Annotated in this window: 17 protein-coding genes, 7 tRNA genes, 1 other RNA gene and 1 pseudogene; 13 read left to right on the top strand and 13 right to left on the bottom strand. The window is 53.6% G+C overall.

Going from position 1 to position 20470, the window contains the following annotated elements:
* The first annotated feature begins 43 nt into the window (after positions 1-43).
* Entirely contained in the window at positions 44-2065 is a 2022-nt protein-coding gene (gene ligA / locus D6C13_RS07920; protein ID WP_120132232.1) for an NAD-dependent DNA ligase LigA, read from the top strand.
* Positions 2066-2068: 3 nt separating this feature from the next.
* Entirely contained in the window at positions 2069-2311 is a 243-nt protein-coding gene (locus D6C13_RS07915; RefSeq protein ID WP_120132231.1) for a DUF3820 family protein, read from the top strand.
* A 68-nt stretch (positions 2312-2379) separates the two neighbouring features.
* Here D6C13_RS07915 and D6C13_RS07910 read toward each other — a convergent pair whose 3' ends face one another.
* Complete coding sequence (locus D6C13_RS07910; RefSeq protein WP_120132230.1) at positions 2380-3369, bottom strand: bile acid:sodium symporter family protein; 990 nt, start codon at positions 3367-3369, stop codon at positions 2380-2382.
* Between the two features lie 97 nt (positions 3370-3466).
* Between D6C13_RS07910 and D6C13_RS07905 the strand changes: the two genes are divergently transcribed.
* Complete coding sequence (locus D6C13_RS07905) at positions 3467-4393, top strand: LysR family transcriptional regulator (protein ID WP_120132229.1); 927 nt, start codon at positions 3467-3469, stop codon at positions 4391-4393.
* Between the two features lie 46 nt (positions 4394-4439).
* On the opposite strand, the gene D6C13_RS07900 is transcribed toward D6C13_RS07905, so the two are convergent.
* Both D6C13_RS07900 and D6C13_RS07895 read right to left on the bottom strand, forming a co-directional pair.
* Positions 4440-4781: a FlxA-like family protein gene (locus D6C13_RS07900; protein ID WP_120132228.1), complete on the bottom strand. Its 342-nt coding sequence runs from the start codon at positions 4779-4781 to the stop codon at positions 4440-4442.
* Positions 4782-4878: 97 nt separating this feature from the next.
* Positions 4879-5499 carry a nucleotidyltransferase family protein gene (locus D6C13_RS07895; protein WP_425272701.1) on the bottom strand — a complete coding sequence of 207 codons (621 nt, stop codon included), beginning with the start codon at positions 5497-5499 and terminating at the stop codon, positions 4879-4881.
* Positions 5500-5759: 260 nt separating this feature from the next.
* Between D6C13_RS07895 and D6C13_RS07890 the strand changes: the two are divergent.
* The 3 genes and pseudogenes from D6C13_RS07890 to eutC all read left to right on the top strand — a co-directional run.
* Positions 5760-6132 (top strand): annotated as a pseudogene (locus D6C13_RS07890) (ethanolamine permease); the annotation flags it as partial.
* Between the two features lie 21 nt (positions 6133-6153).
* A complete protein-coding gene (locus D6C13_RS07885; RefSeq protein ID WP_120132226.1) occupies positions 6154-7536 on the top strand; it encodes an ethanolamine ammonia-lyase subunit EutB in 1383 nt (460 codons plus the stop codon).
* 11 nt (positions 7537-7547) lie between these two features.
* Positions 7548-8357, top strand: a complete 810-nt coding sequence (eutC, locus tag D6C13_RS07880; RefSeq protein WP_120132225.1) for an ethanolamine ammonia-lyase subunit EutC — start codon at positions 7548-7550, stop codon at positions 8355-8357.
* An 82-nt stretch (positions 8358-8439) separates the two neighbouring features.
* Here the strand turns inward: eutC and D6C13_RS07875 are convergent.
* From D6C13_RS07875 to D6C13_RS07855, 5 genes are all read right to left on the bottom strand, one after another.
* Positions 8440-8565: non-coding RNA, RtT sRNA (locus D6C13_RS07875), on the bottom strand.
* Positions 8566-8609: 44 nt separating this feature from the next.
* Positions 8610-8685 (bottom strand) — tRNA-Lys (locus tag D6C13_RS07870).
* A 7-nt stretch (positions 8686-8692) separates the two neighbouring features.
* Positions 8693-8768 (bottom strand) — tRNA-Val (locus D6C13_RS07865).
* A 43-nt stretch (positions 8769-8811) separates the two neighbouring features.
* Positions 8812-8887, bottom strand: a tRNA-Val gene (locus tag D6C13_RS07860).
* Between the two features lie 46 nt (positions 8888-8933).
* Positions 8934-9009, bottom strand: a tRNA-Val gene (locus D6C13_RS07855).
* Between the two features lie 263 nt (positions 9010-9272).
* Here D6C13_RS07855 and gltX point away from each other — a divergent pair.
* Positions 9273-10691 (top strand): glutamate--tRNA ligase, encoded by a 1419-nt coding sequence (gene gltX / locus D6C13_RS07850; protein WP_120132224.1) that lies wholly within the window; start codon positions 9273-9275, stop codon positions 10689-10691.
* A 101-nt stretch (positions 10692-10792) separates the two neighbouring features.
* Here the strand turns inward: gltX and D6C13_RS07845 are convergent, their stop codons facing one another.
* A complete protein-coding gene (locus tag D6C13_RS07845; protein WP_120132223.1) occupies positions 10793-11584 on the bottom strand; it encodes a formate/nitrite transporter family protein in 792 nt (263 codons plus the stop codon).
* A 352-nt stretch (positions 11585-11936) separates the two neighbouring features.
* Here D6C13_RS07845 and D6C13_RS07835 point away from each other — a divergent pair.
* The 3 genes from D6C13_RS07835 (at position 11937) to D6C13_RS07825 (ending at position 12308) form a co-directional block, all read left to right on the top strand.
* Positions 11937-12012: transfer RNA gene (locus tag D6C13_RS07835), tRNA-Ala, on the top strand.
* 72 nt (positions 12013-12084) lie between these two features.
* Positions 12085-12160 (top strand) — tRNA-Ala (locus tag D6C13_RS07830).
* A gap of 72 nt (positions 12161-12232) precedes the next feature.
* Positions 12233-12308, top strand: a tRNA-Ala gene (locus tag D6C13_RS07825).
* A 133-nt stretch (positions 12309-12441) separates the two neighbouring features.
* Here the strand turns inward: D6C13_RS07825 and D6C13_RS07820 are convergent.
* Positions 12442-13629 (bottom strand): NupC/NupG family nucleoside CNT transporter, encoded by a 1188-nt coding sequence (locus D6C13_RS07820; RefSeq protein WP_112290733.1) that lies wholly within the window; start codon positions 13627-13629, stop codon positions 12442-12444.
* A gap of 415 nt (positions 13630-14044) precedes the next feature.
* Between D6C13_RS07820 and D6C13_RS07815 the strand changes: the two genes are divergently transcribed.
* A complete protein-coding gene (locus tag D6C13_RS07815) occupies positions 14045-15274 on the top strand; it encodes an Nramp family divalent metal transporter (RefSeq protein WP_120132222.1) in 1230 nt (409 codons plus the stop codon).
* A gap of 74 nt (positions 15275-15348) precedes the next feature.
* On the opposite strand, the gene D6C13_RS07810 is transcribed toward D6C13_RS07815, so the two are convergent.
* A complete protein-coding gene (locus D6C13_RS07810) occupies positions 15349-15783 on the bottom strand; it encodes a DUF2502 domain-containing protein (protein ID WP_120132221.1) in 435 nt (144 codons plus the stop codon).
* Between the two features lie 170 nt (positions 15784-15953).
* On the bottom strand, positions 15954-16943 hold the full coding sequence (gene mgrA, locus D6C13_RS07805; RefSeq protein ID WP_120132220.1) for an L-glyceraldehyde 3-phosphate reductase: 990 nt from the start codon (positions 16941-16943) through the stop codon (positions 15954-15956).
* A 328-nt stretch (positions 16944-17271) separates the two neighbouring features.
* On the opposite strand from mgrA, the gene D6C13_RS07800 reads away from it, so the two are divergent.
* A complete protein-coding gene (locus D6C13_RS07800; RefSeq protein ID WP_120132219.1) occupies positions 17272-18930 on the top strand; it encodes an alpha-keto acid decarboxylase family protein in 1659 nt (552 codons plus the stop codon).
* On the opposite strand, the gene D6C13_RS07795 is transcribed toward D6C13_RS07800, so the two are convergent.
* Entirely contained in the window at positions 18919-19806 is an 888-nt protein-coding gene (locus D6C13_RS07795; RefSeq protein ID WP_120132218.1) for a LysR family transcriptional regulator, read from the bottom strand. The genes D6C13_RS07800 and D6C13_RS07795 overlap by 12 nt on opposite strands.
* Before the next feature lie 142 nt (positions 19807-19948).
* On the opposite strand from D6C13_RS07795, the gene D6C13_RS07790 reads away from it, so the two are divergent.
* Positions 19949-20422, top strand: a complete 474-nt coding sequence (locus D6C13_RS07790) for a multidrug/biocide efflux PACE transporter (RefSeq protein WP_120132217.1) — start codon at positions 19949-19951, stop codon at positions 20420-20422.
* Positions 20423-20470 lie beyond the last annotated feature (48 nt).

Genomic DNA, 20470 nt, shown 5'->3' with positions numbered 1-20470 from the left:
CTAACCCCCGCTTGCCGGGGGTTTTTTATCTCCACGGTGAGTCATGGCCACTATCGAAGAACAGATCAATCACTTACGCACTCAGCTGCGCCATCACGAATATCAGTATCATGTTCTGGACGCACCGGAAGTCCCTGATGCCGAATACGACCGTCTGATGCGTGAATTGCGCGAACTGGAAACCGCACATCCTGAGCTTATCACTGCGGATTCGCCGACCCAGCGTGTGGGTGCCGCGCCGCTTTCTGCTTTCGAGCAGGTAAAACATCGGGTGCCGATGTTGTCGCTGGACAACGTATTCGACGAAGAAAGCTATATGGCGTTTTACAAGCGTGTGCAGGACCGGCTGAAAACTGCTGAGCCACTGACATTCTGCTGTGAGCTGAAACTCGATGGTCTGGCGGTAAGCCTGCTGTATGAAAATGGCGAACTGGTGCAGGCGGCCACGCGGGGTGACGGCACCACCGGTGAGAACATCACAGCGAACGTGCGGACTATCCGCGCGATCCCTCTGCGTCTGCACGGTGACAATATTCCTGCCCGTCTTGAAGTGCGTGGCGAAGTGTTTATGCCACAGCCGGGCTTTGAGGCAATGAATGACGAAGCGCGCCGTACCGGAGGCAAAGTGTTTGCCAACCCGCGTAATGCCGCTGCCGGTTCATTACGTCAGCTTGATCCGCGCATTACCGCCAAACGTCCTCTGACGTTCTTCTGTTACGGCGTCGGGCTGCTGGAAGGCGGTGAATTACCCCGCAGCCATTATGAGCGCCTGCAACAATTCAAAGCCTGGGGTTTACCGGTCAGTGAGCGCGTACGTGTTTGCACCGGCAGCAACGAAGTGCTGGCATTCTATCGTCAGGTCGAAGCCGACCGTCCGTCTCTGGGTTTTGATATCGACGGCGTGGTGGTGAAAATTGACTCGCTGGATATTCAGGAAACGCTGGGCTTTGTCGCACGTGCTCCGCGCTGGGCAACGGCCTTCAAATTCCCGGCGCAGGAACAGATTACGCTGGTGAAAGACGTGGAGTTTCAGGTCGGGCGTACTGGTGCGATCACGCCGGTGGCACGTCTGGAGCCGGTGCTGGTGGCGGGCGTTATGGTCAGCAATGCCACACTGCATAATGCCGATGAAATTGAGCGTCTTGGCCTGCGTATCGGCGATACCGTGATTGTGCGCCGTGCCGGTGATGTTATCCCGCAGGTGGTCGGCGTGGTACTCGATGAACGTCCGCAAGATGCCCGTGAAGTGATTTTTCCGACGCAGTGTCCGGTCTGCCATTCTGATGTCGAACGTGTTGAAGGTGAAGCGGTGGCGCGTTGTACTGCGGGTCTGATTTGCGGCGCGCAGCGTAAAGAAGCGCTGAAGCATTTTGTTGCCCGTCGTGCGCTGGACGTTGACGGCATGGGTGACAAAATCATCGATCAGCTTGTCGAGAAAGAATATGTCAAAACCCCGGCGGACCTGTTCCGTCTGACGGCAGGCAAACTCACCGGTCTGGACCGCATGGGGCCGAAATCGGCACAGAACGTGGTGAATGCGCTGGAGAAAGCCAAAGAAACCACACTGGCGAGATTCCTGTATGCGCTGGGTATTCGTGAAGTCGGCGAAGCCACCGCGGCCAATCTGGCGGCGCATTATGGTTCAGTGGAAGCACTGCGCGCGGCGGATATTGAATCGCTTAAAACTGTGCAGGACGTCGGTGAAGTGGTGGCCAGGCACGTGGTGAATTTCCTGTCGGAAGAACATAACCAACAGGTCATTGAAGAGCTGTTAAGCCCGGAAATCAATATTCACTGGCCGGAAGTTCAGGTGATTGTGCCGGAAGAAATCGACAGTCCGTTTGCCGGTAAAACCGTGGTATTAACCGGATCGCTTTCGATACTTTCCCGCGATGAAGCCAAAGACAGGCTGACTGCACTCGGCGCGAAAGTGTCCGGCAGTGTGTCGAAGAAAACCGATCTGGTGATCGCCGGTGAAGCGGCAGGTTCCAAGCTGGCGAAAGCGCAGGAACTGGGGATCGAAGTGATCGACGAAGCGGAGATGATCCGTTTGCTGGGTGAATAAATTATGGAAAAAGAAGATCTGATCCAGATTGCCAATGTGGTGATGCCGTTCGGTAAATATGCCGGACGTGTACTGATCGACTTGCCGGAAGAATATTTGCTGTGGTTTGCCCGCAAGGATGAGTTTCCGCAGGGAAAACTGGGTGAACTGATGCAGCTGACGCTGGCGATTAAAAGCGAAGGGTTGCAGAGTCTGATCAATCCGCTGCGCCGCAACGGCCCCGGACTGGGCGGTACCGACGAGTAAACGTTATCCTTGAATAAAACAAAGGCGCTGATATCAGCGCCTTTATTCTTTGGGTCTTTCTGCCAATCTTATTCAGTCACCGGCGCCTGCCCGAGCGCCGCTTCCTGTTGTTTTCTCCGATAGCGTTTCGCCAGCACCGCGCAGGTCATCAGCTGCACCTGATGGAAAATCATCAGCGGCAGCACCATCATGCCAATCGCGCTGACCGGGAACAGAATGTTGGCCATAGGGATGCCGTTCGCCAGGCTTTTCTTCGAGCCGCAGAACACAATGGTGATTTCGTCCGGTTTGCTAAAGCCCATCCAGCGCGCCATATAAGTGTTAATCACCAGAATAAAGGCCAGCAAGACCAGACTGCTTACCACGATAAACAGCAGCGAGCCGATGCCCACCTGATGCCAGATCCCTTGCGTGACCGCTTCGCTGAAAGCGGAATAGACCACCAGCAGAATCGATGTCTGGTCGGTTTTGCCAATCATTTTGCGGTGACGCTCTACAAAACCGCCGATCACCGGACGTAACAGATGTCCGGCGATAAATGGAACCAACAGCTGCAGCACGATATGCCCGACCTGCGCCAGACCGTTGCCGGTTTCACCCTGAACGTGCATCAGCAAACTGACCAGCAGCGGCGACACAAATATCCCCAGCAGGCTGGACGCCGACGCGCTGCACACCGCTGCCGCCACGTTCCCGCCCGCCAGAGAAGTGAACGCAATGGCCGACTGCACGGTAGCAGGCAAAATACACAGATAGACAAAGCCGCTGTAAATCTGCGGGCTGACATCCACCGGATGCCACCACTGGAACAGCAGGCCGAGGATCGGGAACAGAATGAAGGTGCTGAACATCACCCACAAATGCAGCCGCCAGTTATTACTGCCCTGAAAAATCGCTTCACGGGAAAGCTTGGCACCGTGCATGAAAAACAGCAGGCCGATGGCGAAAATAGTCAGGTTGTTGAAGAAAGCCACAAAAATGCCGCTGGCCGGAAAGAAGGTGGCCAGCAGGACGACGGCGATGAGTGTCAGGGTAAAGCGATCGGGTAAGAAGCGCATAACAGGTCTCGAATAGTTGTTTCTCAATGCGGCTATTCTCTGCCTTTGCGGTACAATTAAAAAATTGATTTATTTAATCCATTAATGCAGAAAATTCATGAATTATTCACTCAGGCAACTTCGCGTATTTGTAGCGGTTTCACACTACGGCAGCTTCAGCCGGGCGGGTGAAGCCATTGGTCTGAGTCAGTCGGCAGTCAGCCACAGCATGAAAGAGCTGGAAGCCGAAATGGGCGTGCGATTGCTGGACCGAACCACCCGTGAAGTCGCGCTGACGGACGCCGGTCTGCGGCTGGCTAACCGTGTCGAACCGCTGCTTGATGAGCTGCATGCGATGCTGCTCGATACGCGCAGTTTCGGCACGCAGCACAATGGCCGTGTGCGTATTGCCTCCAGCCAGACCATTTCTGCGCAACTCATGCCGCAATGTATTGCCAGCGGTGCGCTGCAATATCCCGATATCCGCGTGTTACTGCGCGACCAGGCTCAGCAACTGGTGCTCAGCAGCGTGAGAAATGCAGAGGTGGATTTCGGGATTGTTATCGATCCCGGTGAAAGCACCGATCTGGATTGTGAGCCGGTCCTGCATGAGCCTTTTCTGCTGCTGTGTCGCGAAGACCATCCTTTTGCCGCGCAGCCTGTCGTGGAATGGCAGGCACTCAATGGCTGTAAACTGGTCTTACAGGATTATGCCTCCGGAAGCCGGATGCTGATCGACGGCGCGCTGAAAGCGCAAAAAGTGAAAGCGGAAATCGCTCAGGAGATTGGCCATCCGGCCACGTTATTTCCGATGGTGGAAGCAGGGATTGGGATCAGCGTTCTGCCCGCGCTGGCGCTGCCGATGCCGCAGGGGAGCAGGCTGGTGATCAAACCGCTGGTGCCGGAAATCAACCGGGTGCTGATGCTGGCGAAACGCAAAAACCGCTCATTATCTCCCGCCGCGCAGGCTATCTGGCAGGTGGTGAAAGAGCAGGCGAATTTGTTGAGTGAAAAACGCAGCCAGCAGGGCGTGTTCGGATCCTGACGTCTTGCCGGCTGTTCAGGCATTCTCTGCAATTACATATATGCGATTACACGTAAATGTCGATGGCGTTGGTATCGGTCGGTTTATTCACGCCTTCTTCTTTCTTCGTATCGGCAGCGGCTTGTTGTTTTTGCTGCTGCTGAAGTGCCTGCTGAGCCTGCTGCTGTTCAATTTGCGCAATCTGCTGTTGAAGCAGTTCGATTTGCTGTTGCAGAAGTTCCTGTTGCTGCTGAACATCGTCGGAGCTTCCGCCTGAGCTGCTCAGGTTTTTTACCTGTTCAGTCAGTTTGGCAATCTGTTTGGTCAACTGAGCAATCTGGCTGGAACCGCTGGCATCGCTGGTGGACGCCGTGCTCACCGAACTGCTGGCGGCGCTGATAGTCGTCATAAAAGCCTCACTTTTTAGGGATCAAATTTTTTGCACGTAAGGGTGCTTAACAGGTATCGGCGGCGTTCAGCGGGGCTTTACTGACTTTTCATATTCCTTACAGACTTAACGATTTTCTTTCAATTGGTACCTGCACCCGCAGCTTCGGCCAGCGTGCCAGCCAGCCCTTACTGCTGACTCGCTCAGCAAAAACGGCCGCAATCGCATGGCGCGGGTTGGGTGTAATGGTGAAGGTAAACAGTGCATCCAGCCCGAGCGGGGCGTTCAGTTCAATCTGTCCGGCGGCATTTATTCTTGCGCCGATGGCCGTTTCCACCTCAACCCAATGACTCATGGCCTGCGCGCTGGAAACATAAGGCGCGTGTCCGTGGCGCTCATGCATACGCGCCTGATTTTTTACCGACCATGGAAAATCAGGGGATTTCTCCAGCAGAAGCTGCTCGTAGTGTTCATCCTTAGCAACAGAACAATCCTCAGGATTGAAATACACCACGTCGATATCGTTAAGCGGTGTGGCATTTTCATACCCGTGCAGCCGGTCCCAGACCAGATTGCGGACAAATCCCGCCGCCAGCCAGGCATCGTTCAGCCCCAGCGGGCTGGCCTGTAGCAGCGCCCGCATGTGCAACGGTTCTTCCCTGAGCCAGGTAATGATTTGCTGTTCCCGGTTGATCACGTGCAGTTCTCCCTTTTTGTGATACCCGGATTGTAGCGTCATTTTGTGAAGTTTTGACAACGCACCGTTTCGGGCGCGTGTCTTGTACGCAACGCGCCAAAATGAAGCAAATCACGTGCGGAAGTCGCGCCGGGGCGCAACGACTCTGGGTTTCTTAAGTGGTACAGCCTTTGCAACAGCCTGCCTGACAACATTACATTATCACCGGGCAGGGGATCATCTATGCAAACCACAAAAGTCACACCCGTTTTAAAACGTACGCTGGGCAGTTTTAAACTCTGGGGCATTGCCGTCGGGGGGGCGGCATTGCAGCGATTTTCTCGGATTCACTGTTCGTGATCGGCGGGCAACCGCTGACGGCGAATATCGTCACCATGTCGGTGTTCGGTGCGATAGTGATGTACATCTTTGTTCAAATTGCGCCGTAGTGAACCGAACTTAATCCGTCCATTCCGTGCGCCACTCTATCCTTTTGCGCCTGCACTGGCGCTGGTGCTGGCGGTGGTCTGCCTGATAGCTATGATGTACTACAACACCTTACTGTTTTTGATCTTCGCCGCCATGATGTTGCTGGCTTATGCGTGGTATCGCATCACCCATCAGGCGCGGACAGATGCGGCGGAAGATCCGCAATTACGTGGCCTGCGCCCGGTATCCGCGAAAAGTGGTAAGTAATCCGGCGAGCTGAGGAGTGTTATGTTTCAGACGACATTACGTCACCGTAGCTATCAGTTTGCGGATTTACGCGAACTGATGGCAAAGGCGTCGCCCGCGCGGTCGGGCGACTATCTGGCTGAAGTGGCCGCCGCCAGTGCAGAAGAACGTATGGCGGCGAAAATGGCGCTGGCCGTTGTGCCGCTCAAAACCTTTTTGCAGCAACTGCTGGTGCCGTATGAAGACGATGAAGTCACGCGCCTGATTGTTGATACTCATGATGTCGCGGCGTTTGCCACGATTTCCCATCTTACCGTCGGGGATTTTCGTGACTGGTTGCTGAGTGAAAAAACCGACAGTCACGTACTGGCGGCGGTCGCCCGTGGGATCACACCGGAAATGGCGGCGGCGGTCAGTAAGCTTATGCGCAATCAGGACTTGATCCTAGTGGCGAAAAAATGCCGGGTGATCACGCAATTCCGCAATACCATCGGGCTGCCGGGTCATATGAGCGTGCGTCTGCAACCGAACCATCCCACCGATAATTTACAGGGCATTGCCGCCAGTATGCTCGATGGTTTGCTGTATGGCTCCGGCGATGCGGTAATCGGCATTAATCCGGCCAGCGACAGTTTACCGCTGCTGGAAAATCTCAATTACATGCTCGATGACATTATCACGCGCTTTGAAATTCCCACGCAGTCCTGCGTGCTGACGCATGTCACCAACACCATCAAGCTGGTGGAACGTGGCGCGCCGGTGGATCTGGTGTTTCAGTCGATTGCGGGAACGGAAGCGGCGAACAGCGGTTTTGGTATTAATCTGGCGCTGCTGGCGGAAGCGCAACAGGCAGCGCTCAGCCTGAAACGCGGGACGCTTGGCGATAACGTAATGTATTTTGAAACCGGGCAGGGCAGTTGTTTATCTGCCAATGCGCATTTCGGGGTCGACCAGCAAACCTGCGAGGCGCGTGCTTACGCCATCGCCCGTCATTTTTCGCCGTTGCTGATTAATACCGTGGTCGGCTTTATCGGGCCGGAATATCTCTATGACGGTAAACAAATCATCCGCGCCGGACTGGAAGATCATTTCTGCGGCAAACTGCTTGGCGTGCCGCTGGGCTGTGATGTTTGTTACACCAACCACGCCGAAGCCGATCAGGATGATATGGACACTTTGCTGACCCTGCTCGGCACAGCCGGGCTGACCTTCCTGATTGGCGTACCGGGCGCAGATGACATCATGCTCAATTATCAGAGCACCTCTTTCCATGATGCGTTGTACATCCGCGAATTACTCGGGCTGAAACATGCACCGGAATTTGCCGTCTGGCTGGAGAAAATGAAAATCATCGATCCGCAGGGCGCTTTGCAGGATACCCGGGCGTCCCATCCGTTACTGCGCCAGTTGCCGCAACTGAGCTGAGGTCTGCGCTGATGAATAAAAAAGAAGAGCAGGGATTATCGCCGCTGGTGCATAACAATCCGTGGGAGACGCTGCGTCAGTTTACCGCCGCGCGTATCGCGCTGGGTCGCACCGGGTCGAGTTTGCCAACAGATGAGTTGTTACGCTTCGGTTTAGCACATGCGCAGGCGCGTGATGCGGTACATCAGCCTTTTGACAGTCAGTCGCTGGAACCAGAACTTTTTGCGCTCGGGCTGGAAACCCTGAACGTCGCCAGCGCGGCACCGGACAGAGCAACTTATCTGTGCCGGCCAGATCTCGGACGCAAATTGTCAGATAGCAGCCGTCACGCATTACAACGGCTGACGGCGGAGCCTGCCGACGTGGTACTGGTGATTGCCGACGGTCTGTCATCGAAAGCCGTACACCAGCAGGCTGTGCCGCTGATTGCCGCGCTATTGCCGTATCTGCGCACGCTGGAGCTGAAATTAGGGCCGGTGGTGTTGGCGCATCAGTCGAGGGTGGCGCTGGGCGATGATATTGCGCAGGCGATGAAAGCCAGAGCCGTGGCGATTCTGATCGGCGAGCGCCCGGGATTGTCATCGCCTGACAGTTTAGGGATTTATATGACCTGGGGGCCGCACACCAAAAGGCTGGAATCAGAACGAAATTGTATTTCCAATGTGCGCCCTGAAGGGCTGAACTATCCGCAGGCAGCTTTCAAACTGGCATGGCTGCTCGAACAATCGTTCCAGCGGAAATTGTCGGGGGTGAATCTGAAGGATGAGAGTGATAACCCAGCGCTGCACAATAAAGTCTTGCCGATGTTTAAGCTGGAGTAAGGGGAAGGGGAAAGAATTACCGGAGTACAGAAACGAAAAAAGCGCCTAAAGGCGCTTTTCTCTCTTCTTTATAAATAAAGAGTGGTGGGCCGTGCTGGATTGATTCGGCCTGCGGCCTCACCCTTCGGGCAACGCTGGCGCGTTGTCGTCTCGCTACGCTCGGCTCGAACCAGCAGCTGGTTCGCCTCCATCACGGTTAAAGTTCCGGAGCACAGAAACGAAAAAAGCGCCTAAAGGCGCTTTTCTCTGAATTGGTGGGCCGTGCTGGATTCGAACCAGCGACCAATTGATTAAAAGTCAACTGCTCTACCAACTGAGCTAACGGCCCGCAGAAGTGGTGGGCGATGACGGGTTCGAACCGCCGACCCCCTCCGTGTAAAGGAGATGCTCTACCAACTGAGCTAATCGCCCACTTCTGGGTACTTCCCCATGTAAGAAGAAACTCGCTGAGAAATGGTGGGCGATGACGGGCTCGAACCGCCGACCCCCTCCGTGTAAAGGAGATGCTCTACCAACTGAGCTAATCGCCCATTTCTCAATTCTTCCTACTTATCACAACGCGGCACTCTTAAAGAGTGGTGGGCGATGACGGGCTCGAACCGCCGACCCCCTCCGTGTAAAGGAGATGCTCTACCAACTGAGCTAATCGCCCCCGTCGTGATGGAGTCGCATTATAGGGATACTTGAAATTACGTCAACGCTTTTTAAAAACAAAAATGATCGTTCGGCTTATTTTTAGACAACATGACGCGTTTCTCGCCCGCGTAGTCGATTCTTTACGCATTCATGGCCTTAAACAACGCGACTGCCTCTGTATCAGCGTTGAGGAATCAGGGCAGAGTGGTAGAATGTCAGCCACTTTTTGTTAATTGATAGCGACGTTTTCCGGCGTTGCGTTATTAAGGTTGCACCCAGATGAAAATCAAAACCCGTTTTGCCCCAAGCCCGACCGGCTATCTGCATGTCGGTGGCGCCCGTACCGCGCTTTATTCCTGGCTCTTTGCCCGCAACCTGGGCGGCGAGTTTGTGCTGCGTATCGAAGATACCGATCTCGAGCGCTCCACTCAGGAAGCCATCGACGCGATTATGGATGGCATGAACTGGCTGAATCTGGACTGGGATGAAGGCCCGTATTTCCAGACCAAACGTTTTGACCGCTACAATGCAGTTATTGATGAGATGCTGGAAAACGGCACTGCGTATAAATGCTATTGCTCTAAAGAACGTCTGGAAGCACTGCGTGAAGAACAAATGGCAAATAACGAGAAGCCTCGTTATGACGGCCGCTGCCGCGACAGCCACGAACATCACGCTGCGGATGAGCCGTGTGTGGTGCGTTTTCGTAACCCGCAGGAAGGGTCTGTTATCTTTGACGACCAGATCCGTGGTCCTATCGAATTTAGCAATGATGAACTTGATGATCTGATTATCCGCCGTACCGACGGTTCCCCGACCTATAACTTCTGTGTGGTCGTCGATGACTGGGATATGGAAATCTCCCACGTGATCCGTGGCGAAGACCATATCAACAACACTCCGCGTCAGATCAACATCCTGAAAGCGCTGGGCGCACCGGTACCGGTTTACGCGCACGTTTCCATGATTCTGGGCGACGACGGCAAAAAACTGTCTAAACGTCATGGTGCGGTCGGCGTAATGCAATACCGTGACGACGGTTATCTGCCGGAAGCGCTGCTGAACTATCTGGTGCGTCTGGGTTGGTCTCATGGCGATCAGGAAATTTTCAGCCGCGACGAAATGAAAGCGCTGTTCTCACTGGAGAACGTCAGCAAATCTGCCAGTGCGTTCAACACTGAAAAACTGCAATGGCTGAACCATCACTACATCAATACGATGGATCCGCAGTATGTAGCGACGCATCTGTTGTGGCATGTGGAGCAGGCCGGGATCGAAACCCGTAACGGTCCGCAGCTGTTTGAAATCGTGACCCTGCTGGGCGAGCGCTGCAAAACGCTGAAAGAGATGGCGGAGTCCTGCCGCTATTTCTACGAAGATTTTGCAGAGTTTGATGCTGATGCGGCGAAGAAACACTTACGTCCGGTTGCACGTCAGCCGCTGGAAGTGGTTCGCGCCAAACTCGCTGCCATCACTGACTGGACAGCAGAAAACATTCATCATGCCATTCAGGGCACGGCGGATGAGCTGGAAGTCGGGATGGGTAAAGTCGGTATGCCACTGCGTGTCGCTGTGACAGGTGCGGGTCAGTCTCCGGGCGTGGACGTCACCGTTCATGCTATCGGTCAGAGCCGCGTACTGGCGCGTATCGATATGGCGTTAGCCTTTATCGCTGAGCGTGAAACACAAGCGCAGTAATCGCCGTTAAATAGCGATAAAAAAGCCAGCGCGGGAAACCGGCTGGCTTTTTTGCTTTCTGCGAAACGCTTTTCGTCAACGTAAGCGTGAAATCGTCTTAATTAACGTTGTTCAGTCGCAGGCGTTTCAATAGTCGGACGGTAGGCGAGGAAGTACATCAGCCCCACGAAACCAGCGCCGCCCACGGCGTTACCGAGAAATACGGCCACGAAGTTCGGGAAGTACTGAGACCAGCTCAGCGCACCGGCAAAGATTGCCGCGGGCACGATGAACATATTCGCCACAACGTGCTGGAAGCCGATTGCCACGAACGCCATGACCGGAAACCACATACCAATCACTTTGCCGCCGACTTCTTTACTGGCGAAGGCCAGCCAGATAGCCAGACAGACCAGCCAGTTACAGCCGATACCGGAAATAAACGCGTGCATGAAATCAGCGTTCACTTTCGCAGTAGCAGTTGCCACGGTTTTGCTCAGGAAGGCGCCTTCTGTCAGCCCCAGAACGTGGCCGAAGAAATAGGCCACTGCCAGGCTGCCCAGCAGGTTAGCGAGGGTCACCCAGAACCAGTTACGCAAAACAGCGTAAAGGCTTATCTGACGTGCGAACCAGGCGATAGGTAAGGTCATCATGTTACCGGTCAGCAGCTCTCCCCCTGCTAAAACGGTCAGAATAATACCAACCGGGAAGACAGCCGCGCCCAGTAAGTTGCTAAATGATCCCCAGGATGCAGGTAACGTCCCTATTACGTGCAAATCCAGCAGGAACCCGGTGGCGATGAACGCGCCAGCCAGGAAGCCCAAAATTAACAAATTCAACACGGAAGCATGGCTTTTATTAACGCCCGCCGTGACAGCGATGGATGCGATTTCTTTAGGTGAATACAAGGACATGAGATTGCTCGAAGTAGTAAGTTATGATTATTGCGCGAGCAGTCTATTCTGAGAATTATCTCAAAACAAGACGATTTTCATAGTCTGCTAACATTCCATTAATCATTCGGACATAGATGTTAAGGAAATGCGTAGCGAGATCAGAAAGCTAGGAAAAATGCGGGCTGGCGGGCAAATTGTAAAACAATGCATCACACCAAAAATTTCCGTCAGGGCAGCCGTTTTTTCCCTGCAAAATGGGGTATTTGGCGGCTTTTTCAGCGCTTGAATTGAGAAACGGATTTAGCCGTTGACAGGGGTAGCGACGTTTCATATTATGCGCCCCGTTCACTCGTTTTTACGGGCATGAATTGGGGGTATAGCTCAGCTGGGAGAGCGCTTGCATGGCATGCAAGAGGTCAGCGGTTCGATCCCGCTTATCTCCACCAACTTCCTTTCCAGAGTAAGTTGGCTGTTTCCTTACCAGGGGAAACAAAAAGTAAATGTGTACGACCTCGTGTGGGGGTATAGCTCAGCTGGGAGAGCGCTTGCATGGCATGCAAGAGGTCAGCGGTTCGATCCCGCTTATCTCCACCAACTTCCTTTCCAGAGTAAGTTGGCTGTTTCCTTACCAGGGGAAACAAAAAGTAAATGTGTACGACCTCGTGTGGGGGTATAGCTCAGCTGGGAGAGCGCTTGCATGGCATGCAAGAGGTCAGCGGTTCGATCCCGCTTATCTCCACCAAATATTAAAGAAACCCGCTTCGGCGGGTTTTTTGCTTTCTGCGGTTTGTCATCTCACCTTTTCGTCTTCCCCGGTTACCGCGATAAAAAAACCCGCCGAAGCGGGTTTCTTTGTCGTTCTGAAGTGTGCTTACTTACGCCAGTACCAGACCCGCGATAGAAGCAGACAACACGCTGACCAGCGTTGAGCCGTACAGCAGTTTCAGGCCGAAGCGTGAAACCACGTTGCCCTGGTGCTCGTTCAGGCCTTTGATAGCGCCGGCAACGATACCGATAGAAGAGAAGTTTGCGAAAGACACCAGGAACACGGACAAGATGCCCACGCCGCGTGGTGACAGTTCGGTCGCGACTTTCTGCAGATCCAGCATGGCAACGAATTCATTGGAAACCAGTTTGGTTGCCATGATGCTGCCGACTTGCAAGGCTTCATGACTTGGTACGCCCATCATCCATGCGAATGGATAGAAGACATAACCGAGCACGCCCTGGAAGCTAATACCGAATACCACGTCGAACAACGCATTCAGGCAGGAAATCAGTGCGATGAAACCAATCAACATGGCTGCAACGATGATAGCCACTTTGAAACCGGCCAGGATGTATTCACCCAGCATTTCAAAGAAGCTCTGACCCTGGTGCGTGTTACCGATTTGCAGGTCTTCTTCTGAATCAACTTTATAAGGGTTGATCAACGACAGTACGATGAAGGTACTGAACATGTTGAGCACCAGCGCAGCAACAACGAAGCGTGGTTCCAGCATGGTCATGTACGCACCCACAATCGACATTGAAACCGTCGACATCGCTGTGGCTGCCATGGTGTACATGCGTTTTTCAGACATTTTGCTCAGAATATCTTTATACGCGATAAAGTTTTCTGACTGACCTAAAATCAGGGAGCTGATGGCGTTGAAAGATTCCAGTTTTCCCATGCCATTAATTTTCGACAGAACCGTACCGATGATACGGATGACGAAAGGCAGTACGCGAATGTGCTGTAAAATACCGATCAGTGCAGAGATAAACACGATCGGACACAAGACTTTCAAGAAGAAGAACGCTAATCCTTTATCGCTCATGCCTCCAAATACGAAGCCGGTCCCTTCCGCAGCGAATCCTAATAATTTCTCAAACAAGTCTGAAAAGCCTTTCACAAAACCTAAACCTATAGAAGAATTCAGGAAGAAATAGGCTAATAAGACTTCGATGACCAAGAGCTGAACAATGAAACGTAAACGGATATTCTTCCGATCACGGCTCACCAGTAAAGCGAGTGCAGCGACAACGGCCAACGCTAATACAAAGTGCAATATTCGGGACATGGGTGCTCCAAATTAGAGGCAGGCTATATTTCGACGGACATTTTATGTAACGCGTACATTTAAAACGTGAAGTCGATTGCAAATATAGAAATTACAGACACGAATTGCAACAAATCGTCGGCCATCACACAAAAAATCAAGATGTTAAGAAAACTAAGCGCAATTGGCTTTCTTGTGCTAATTTTACGATGTGCCGTAATGCGTTCTAAATGTGGCCAGTTAATGTCTGTTTTTGGAAAGTGCGCTGCGTTTGCTTTTAAAAGCCTGACCAGCGAATAACCTCTCAGTTATCACCTTGCCGCTTACTGCTACTGCCTATCAGAGCCATCACTCAGATCTTTCCAAATGCACTTGATAATCATTATCAGTTAGCTATGATTGATGTAAGCGTAACAATAGTAAGGGTTAACAGAATATGCTCAACAGCCGGGCCGAATCTACAGGCCGCGCCGCCAGAAAGATGAAACTTTCACTGATGGGGCCAGCTTTCATTGCCGCCATCGGTTATATCGATCCGGGCAACTTTGCGACAAACATTCAGGCCGGTGCTTCCTATGGCTACCAGTTGCTGTGGGTGGTGGTCTGGGCAAACATCATGGCGATGCTGATCCAATTGCTTTCAGCCAAACTCGGTATCGCCACCAGCAAAAATCTCGCCGAACATATCCGCGATCGTTTCCCGCGTCCTGCCGTCTGGGCTTACTGGGTGCAGGCGGAAATCATCGCGATGGCCACCGATCTCGCTGAATTTATCGGTGCGGCGATCGGCTTCAAATTACTGCTCGGGGTTTCCCTGCTGCAGGGCGCGGTGCTGACCGGTATCGCCACCTTTATTATTCTCGGGCTGCAAAAACGCGGGCAAAAACCTCTGGAACTGGTGATTGCCGGGCTGCTGCTGTTTGTCGCAGCGGCTTATATCGTGGAATTATTCTTCTCGCAGCCAAGCATGGTGGCGCTGGGTAAAGGGATGTTGATCCCGTCACTGCCGACCGCAGATTCTGTCTATCTGGCTGCCGGTGTGCTCGGTGCGACTATCATGCCGCACGTCATTTATCTGCACTCTTCGCTGACTCAGCGGGGCGGCAAAGCGTCAAAAGCCCAGCGTTATTCAGCCACTAAGCTCGATGTTGGCATCGCCATGACCATTGCCGGTTTCGTGAATCTGGCGATGATGGCGACAGCTGCCGCAGCCTTCCATTTCAGCGGACACAGCGGAATAAGCGAACTCGATGAAGCCTATCTCACCCTGCAACCGTTGCTCGGTCACGCAGCCGCCACTACTTTTGGTCTGAGCCTGGTGGCTGCCGGTTTATCTTCGACCGTTGTCGGCACGCTGGCCGGACAGGTGGTCATGCAGGGCTTTGTGAAATTCTATATTCCGCTGTGGGTGCGCCGTACCGTCACCATGATGCCGTCATTTATTGTGATTCTGATGGGATTAGATGCGACGCGTATTCTGGTGATGAGTCAGGTATTGCTGAGCTTCGGGATTGCGCTGGCGCTGTTACCGCTGCTGGCCTTTACCGGCAACCGCAGCCTGATGGGCGATATGGTCAACACCAAAACAGTACAGTGGGCGGGGCGGCTGATTGTGCTGATTGTCGTCAGCCTGAATCTTTATCTGCTGATCGGCATGCTGAAATAACGCAGCGTTAACGCGGATGGAAAAAAAACGGGACAGTTTGCGCTGTCCCGTTTTCATTGGTGTTATGCCGGTATTTAGTGGTGATGATCCCCATGACCGCCATGGTGATCATCGTGGCCATGACCCCGGTCATGTCCGTGATTGCGGTCCTGTCCGCGGCCATGGTCATAATGCCCACGCCCGTGATCGCCATGATAATAACGTGGCGGCGGTGGCATCGGGCGACGCGGTGGATGACGTTGATCCCACCAGCCCTGATCGCGCCAGCGGTAACCATCCCAGTAGTGACCACGCGGACCACGATAACCATAATGATGGCCACGATAGCTATTCCACCAGCCCGGGTTACGCCAGTCGTAGCCGTCCCAGTAATAACCCCGGTTATCACGGTCACCGATATTGATAGACAGACCCGGAGTATTCAGGCTGAAGCTGCTGGCCTGCACGGCAGGTGCCGCAGCGGGGAGCAGGGCGAACAACAACGTTCCCAGTAATATTGGCTTTAGCATAAGTGCCTCCTGAGCCTCTTATAACTTCTTATAAATTATGCTGACAGTTATAAGCGGAAGAGGGGCATCATTCTATTGCTTACAATCCTGTTTTGAATGATTTACGCGCCTTAACGGATACCTTACGGTTCCTCCATAAAGGCGCGTTTTTTACTCAGTCAGGTAAGCGTTTACACTAAAATACCTTCGATCGCTGCCAGCTCTTCTGCGCTGAACTGGCGGTTGGCAATCATGCCTACAGCATCATCAATCTGGCTGGTTTTACTGGCACCAATCAGCACGGAGGTCACGCGGTCACCGCGCAACACCCACGCCAGCGCCATCTGTGAAAGCTTCTGTCCGCGCGCCTGAGCAATCTCATTGAGCTTACGCACTTTCTCCAGCTTTTCTTCGGTCAGTTGATCGGTGGTCAGGAACTTACTGCCGCTGGCGGCACGCGAATCTTGCGGAATACCCGCCAGATAGCGGTCAGTCAGTACACCGCCCGCCAGTGGCGAGAAGGCGATGGAGCCCACGCCATTATCCGCCAGCGTATCCAGCAGATCCGCCTCAACCCAGCGCTCAAACATGGAATATTTCGGCTGATGGATAAGACACGGTGTGCCGAGCTGCTGCAAAATCTCAAACGCTTTTTTGGCGCGATCGGCCGGATAGTTAGACAAACCGACGTACAACGCTTTGCCCTGGCGCACGATCAAATCCAGTGCGGCCATGGTTTCTTCCAGTGGCGTATCGGGATCCGGACGGTGATGGTAGAAAATATCCACATACTCGAGGCCCATACGTTTCAGGCTCTGGTTCAGGCTGGCGACCAGATATTTTTTCGAACCCCAGTCACCGTAAGGACCGTCCCACATGGTGTACCCGGCTTTGGAAGAGATAATCAGCTCATCGCGATAAGGCAGTAAATCTTCCTGCAGGATGCGGCCAAAATGTTGTTCCGCAGATCCCGGAGGCGGGCCATAGTTATTGGCGAGGTCGAAATGGGTGATCCCGTGGTCAAAAGCATGGCGGATCAGTGTCCGGCCATTCTCAAAATGGGCGTTATCGCCGAAGTTATGCCACAGGCCGAGGGAAACGACGGGCAGTTTCAAACCGCTCTGGCTGCAGCGACGGTATTCCATATTTTCGTAACGGGTTGGACTGGCTTGATACACCATGTGAGTCCTTATAATAAATTCAGGAGTGAACAGAAGGTTATAAATGTCATAGAAAAGCGGTTTTAGTGTATGCGCTTTCACAAGCATTTCCAGCTATTCAGATCACATCCGGAACAATCCTTAAGTTCATGGCCGTTGATTCCCGTGACTATTCTGTCTGCGTATTACCTGAATTACTGAGACCGATACCCTGCGTTATCTCAGAGCAGGGCTGTAACACTGCGTTTCCACCTCCTGATTCGAATAATAAATATCCTATTCCCCGGATTGGAGTAATACTTAATCTGGTGGGATTAACTGTTTCTTTATTATTTAACAGAGGATCGTCATGGATAATATCTATACCGTAGGTGACTATCTCTTAGACCGCTTATCGTTTAGCGGGATCTCCGAACTGTTTGGCGTACCGGGTGATTACAATCTGAAATTCCTCGACAGCGTGATTAATCATCAGCAAATCACCTGGATTGGCTGCACCAATGAATTAAATGCAGCTTATGGCGCGGACGGCTATGCGCGCACCAAAGGCATTGCGGCGTTGCTGACCACCTTTGGCGTCGGCGAGCTGAGTGCGCTGAACGGCATTGCCGGCAGCTACGCGGAGTATGTGCCGGTGGTGCATATTGTCGGCGCACCGGCGCTGGCGTCACAGCGCAAAGGCGAGTTGCTGCATCACACGCTGGGCGATGGCGAATTTTGCCACTTTATGCGGATGTCAGAACCGGTCAGCACAGCGCAGGCTTCCCTGACGCCGGAAAATGCGCTGACTGAAATCGACCGTGTAATAGAAGAGGTGATGTACACCTCGCGTCCGGGTTATCTGTTACTGCCCAGCGACGTCGCCGCGCTGCCGGTCAGCACCCGGGCGCATCCGTTGCCTGCGCGGCAGCCGCCTTTCTCGGCTTCTTCTCTCGAAGCTTTTGTTACTGCTGCTGAAAAACAGCTGCGTGGCGCAAACCGTGTTTCGTTACTGGCAGATTTTCTGGCAGACCGTTTCAAAGCCAAAAAGGCGCTGGAACAATGGATGGAAGAAGTGCCACTGGCGCACTCCACGTTGCTGATGGGCAAAGGCTTATTCAACGAGCAGCAGGCGAATTTCGCCGGGACCTACTCGGGCGCCGCCAGTGCACCGTCCACCAAAGAGGCGATTGAAGGGGCGGATGTAGTGATCACGGTCGGCGTGAAATTCACCGATACGATCACCGCCGGTTTTACCCAGCAGCTTCCGACGGGAAAATGCATCGACCTCCAGCCTTTTTTTGCCCGTGTGGGTGACCAGATTTTCCATCAGCTGCCGCTCGAAAAAACGGTGAGTGTGATGCACCGCCTTACCGCCGAACTGGGCTGTGGCTCCACGCCGTACGCTGTTAAACGCAACGCCTTGCCTTTGTCGCACGACACCAGTCTCGGACAATATGCCTTCTGGCAGCAGATCCAGGATTTCCTGCAGCCGGGCGACGTGCTGGTTGCCGAGCAGGGCACCGCCTGTTTCGGCGCGGCGGCGCTGAATTTGCCGCAAGATTGCCAGTTCGTTGTCCAGCCTTTATGGGGTTCGATTGGCTTCACGCTGCCTGCGGCGTTTGGTGTGCAGATTGCCGTACCAGATCGCCGTGTGGTGCTGCTGATCGGCGACGGATCTGCGCAGCTGACCCTTCAGGGATTAGGTGCCGCCATCCGTTACGGTCTGCCGCCGATTATTTTTGTGATTAATAATGACGGCTACACCGTCGAGCGGGCGATCCACGGCGAAACCCAGCGCTACAACGATATCGCGCAGTGGAACTGGACGCAGTTCCCGGCGGCGTTTGGCGGAAAAGAAGTGTTCAGCGCACGGGCTGATTCGCCGCGGGCACTGAAAGATGCGATAGAAAAGGCCACCGCCCGCAGGCAGATGGCCTGGATAGAAGTGATTTTGCCGAAAATGGATATTCCTGAGCTGCTGAATTCAGTGACTAAATCACTGGCAAAGCGTAACTCAGGGCAGTAAATCGGTTTCCGGTGACGGCGGTTCCATCAGCTGGTCGATGAACCAGCAACCCGCCGGACCGGGCTGATTGTTTTTACTCCACACCGCATCCACCGAAATCTGCTTCGGCCAGCCGCGCATCGGCAGGCTGACCAGTTTGTCATGTCCGAACTGCTTCACCAGCCAGTGCGGCAGCGTCGCCCAGCCAAATCCCTGTTCCGCCATCTCCAGCAGCATCAGATAACTGGGCGCTGACCAGATTTGCCCCTGCGCCCGGGGCATTTCCCGGCGGCTGTAAGGTTGCAGACAGAGCTGGCGGAATGTGTGCAATTGCTCCGGCTGTAACTGGGTCATTTTTGCCAGCGGATGCTCGCGGCTGTAAAAAATCGACATATCGGTTTGTTCCGGCAGGCGCGCCACGCCGATATCCGGCGGGTAACTCGCCTGCACTTCCACCATGCCGATGTGCGCGCGGCCTGACTGCAACAGGTCGATCACGTCCTGATCTTCGGCAATCTGACACTCAAATTCGATATCCGGATACCGGCGCTCAAAACGGCGCAGCAGCGCCTCATGATGAGTCGGCTGATAGGTATCTGAAAGCACAAACGTCAGGCGGGTTTCCACCTGCGTGGATAACCGTACTGCCAGTTCATCGAGCCGTTCGCTGGCGGCCAGAATCGCCTGAACGTGACTCAGCACGCGCTGCCCGGCAGGCGTCAGTACCGGATGGCGGCTCTGACGGTCAAACAATGTGACGCCTAAATCCACTTCCAGATTGGCGATGGCCGTGCTGACGGTGGACTGGCTTTTACGCAGCTTTCGCGCCGCTGCCGAAAACGATCCGGCATCGGCGGCTTCGACAAACGCTATCAGGGCTTCGGGGGAGTAGCGCATAAGGTTTCCTGTGAGTTCAATCTATCTATTTTATCGATACTTTCTATCTTTTACCTATCTCATTTAGTGATGATAATGGCCGCCTGTGACAGCCGTCACGTAGCAGTTAACGTAACAACTATCAGGGATCAGGCAGGTTTTTATGTCTAAGCAAACACGAAATATCACTCAGAAAACGTTCGGCGAGCGCATCTTTCATGCGGTAGGTTTTGAAACCCTCGCGGTACTGATTTCAGCCCCCGCCGCAGCCTGGGCGCTGAACAAACCGGTCTGGGAAATGGGCGCACTGGCCATCATGTTATCGACGACAGCGATGGTCTGGAACATCGTTTATAACAGCCTGTTCGATAAATTCTGGCCGGTTTCCCGCGTGGTGCGAACATTTAAAATCCGCGTGGCGCATGCGCTGGGCTTTGAAGGCGGATTCATCTTGATGGGTCTGCCGATCGCCGCGCTGTGGCTGGGTATCGGCCTGCTGGACGCCTTTATGCTGGAAATCGGGTTCTTCCTGTTCTTCCTGCCGTATACCGTGGCGTACAACTGGGTTTACGACACGCTGCGCCAGCGCTGGATGAACCGTCGTCTGGCCGCAGAGGATTGCCCGGCGAAACATTAACTGGGAACGCCTGACGCTGGATAAAAAAGCCCGCCGACATTTTCTTTG

The sequence above is a fragment of the Rahnella woolbedingensis genome (assembly GCF_003602095.1).
Classification (GTDB): domain Bacteria; phylum Pseudomonadota; class Gammaproteobacteria; order Enterobacterales; family Enterobacteriaceae; genus Rahnella; species Rahnella woolbedingensis.
The sequence above is the reverse complement of the archived record's forward strand: the minus strand, read 5'-3'. Positions and strand labels throughout refer to the sequence as shown.

Bases quoted from the DNA above. Each gene is read 5' to 3' on its own strand.
- ligA (WP_120132232.1), top strand. From the start codon at position 44: ATGGCCACTATCGAAGAACAGATCAATCACTTACGCACTCAGCTGCGC.
- D6C13_RS07915 (WP_120132231.1), top strand. From the start codon at position 2,069: ATGGAAAAAGAAGATCTGATCCAGATTGCCAATGTGGTGATGCCGTTC.
- D6C13_RS07910 (WP_120132230.1), bottom strand. From the start codon at position 3,369: ATGCGCTTCTTACCCGATCGCTTTACCCTGACACTCATCGCCGTCGTC.
- D6C13_RS07905 (WP_120132229.1), top strand. From the start codon at position 3,467: ATGAATTATTCACTCAGGCAACTTCGCGTATTTGTAGCGGTTTCACAC.
- D6C13_RS07900 (WP_120132228.1), bottom strand. From the start codon at position 4,781: ATGACGACTATCAGCGCCGCCAGCAGTTCGGTGAGCACGGCGTCCACC.
- D6C13_RS07895 (WP_425272701.1), bottom strand. From the start codon at position 5,499: ATGACGCTACAATCCGGGTATCACAAAAAGGGAGAACTGCACGTGATC.
- D6C13_RS07885 (WP_120132226.1), top strand. From the start codon at position 6,154: ATGTTTCAGACGACATTACGTCACCGTAGCTATCAGTTTGCGGATTTA.
- eutC (WP_120132225.1), top strand. From the start codon at position 7,548: ATGAATAAAAAAGAAGAGCAGGGATTATCGCCGCTGGTGCATAACAAT.
- gltX (WP_120132224.1), top strand. From the start codon at position 9,273: ATGAAAATCAAAACCCGTTTTGCCCCAAGCCCGACCGGCTATCTGCAT.
- D6C13_RS07845 (WP_120132223.1), bottom strand. From the start codon at position 11,584: ATGTCCTTGTATTCACCTAAAGAAATCGCATCCATCGCTGTCACGGCG.
- D6C13_RS07820 (WP_112290733.1), bottom strand. From the start codon at position 13,629: ATGTCCCGAATATTGCACTTTGTATTAGCGTTGGCCGTTGTCGCTGCA.
- D6C13_RS07815 (WP_120132222.1), top strand. From the start codon at position 14,045: ATGCTCAACAGCCGGGCCGAATCTACAGGCCGCGCCGCCAGAAAGATG.
- D6C13_RS07810 (WP_120132221.1), bottom strand. From the start codon at position 15,783: ATGCTAAAGCCAATATTACTGGGAACGTTGTTGTTCGCCCTGCTCCCC.
- mgrA (WP_120132220.1), bottom strand. From the start codon at position 16,943: ATGGTGTATCAAGCCAGTCCAACCCGTTACGAAAATATGGAATACCGT.
- D6C13_RS07800 (WP_120132219.1), top strand. From the start codon at position 17,272: ATGGATAATATCTATACCGTAGGTGACTATCTCTTAGACCGCTTATCG.
- D6C13_RS07795 (WP_120132218.1), bottom strand. From the start codon at position 19,806: ATGCGCTACTCCCCCGAAGCCCTGATAGCGTTTGTCGAAGCCGCCGAT.
- D6C13_RS07790 (WP_120132217.1), top strand. From the start codon at position 19,949: ATGTCTAAGCAAACACGAAATATCACTCAGAAAACGTTCGGCGAGCGC.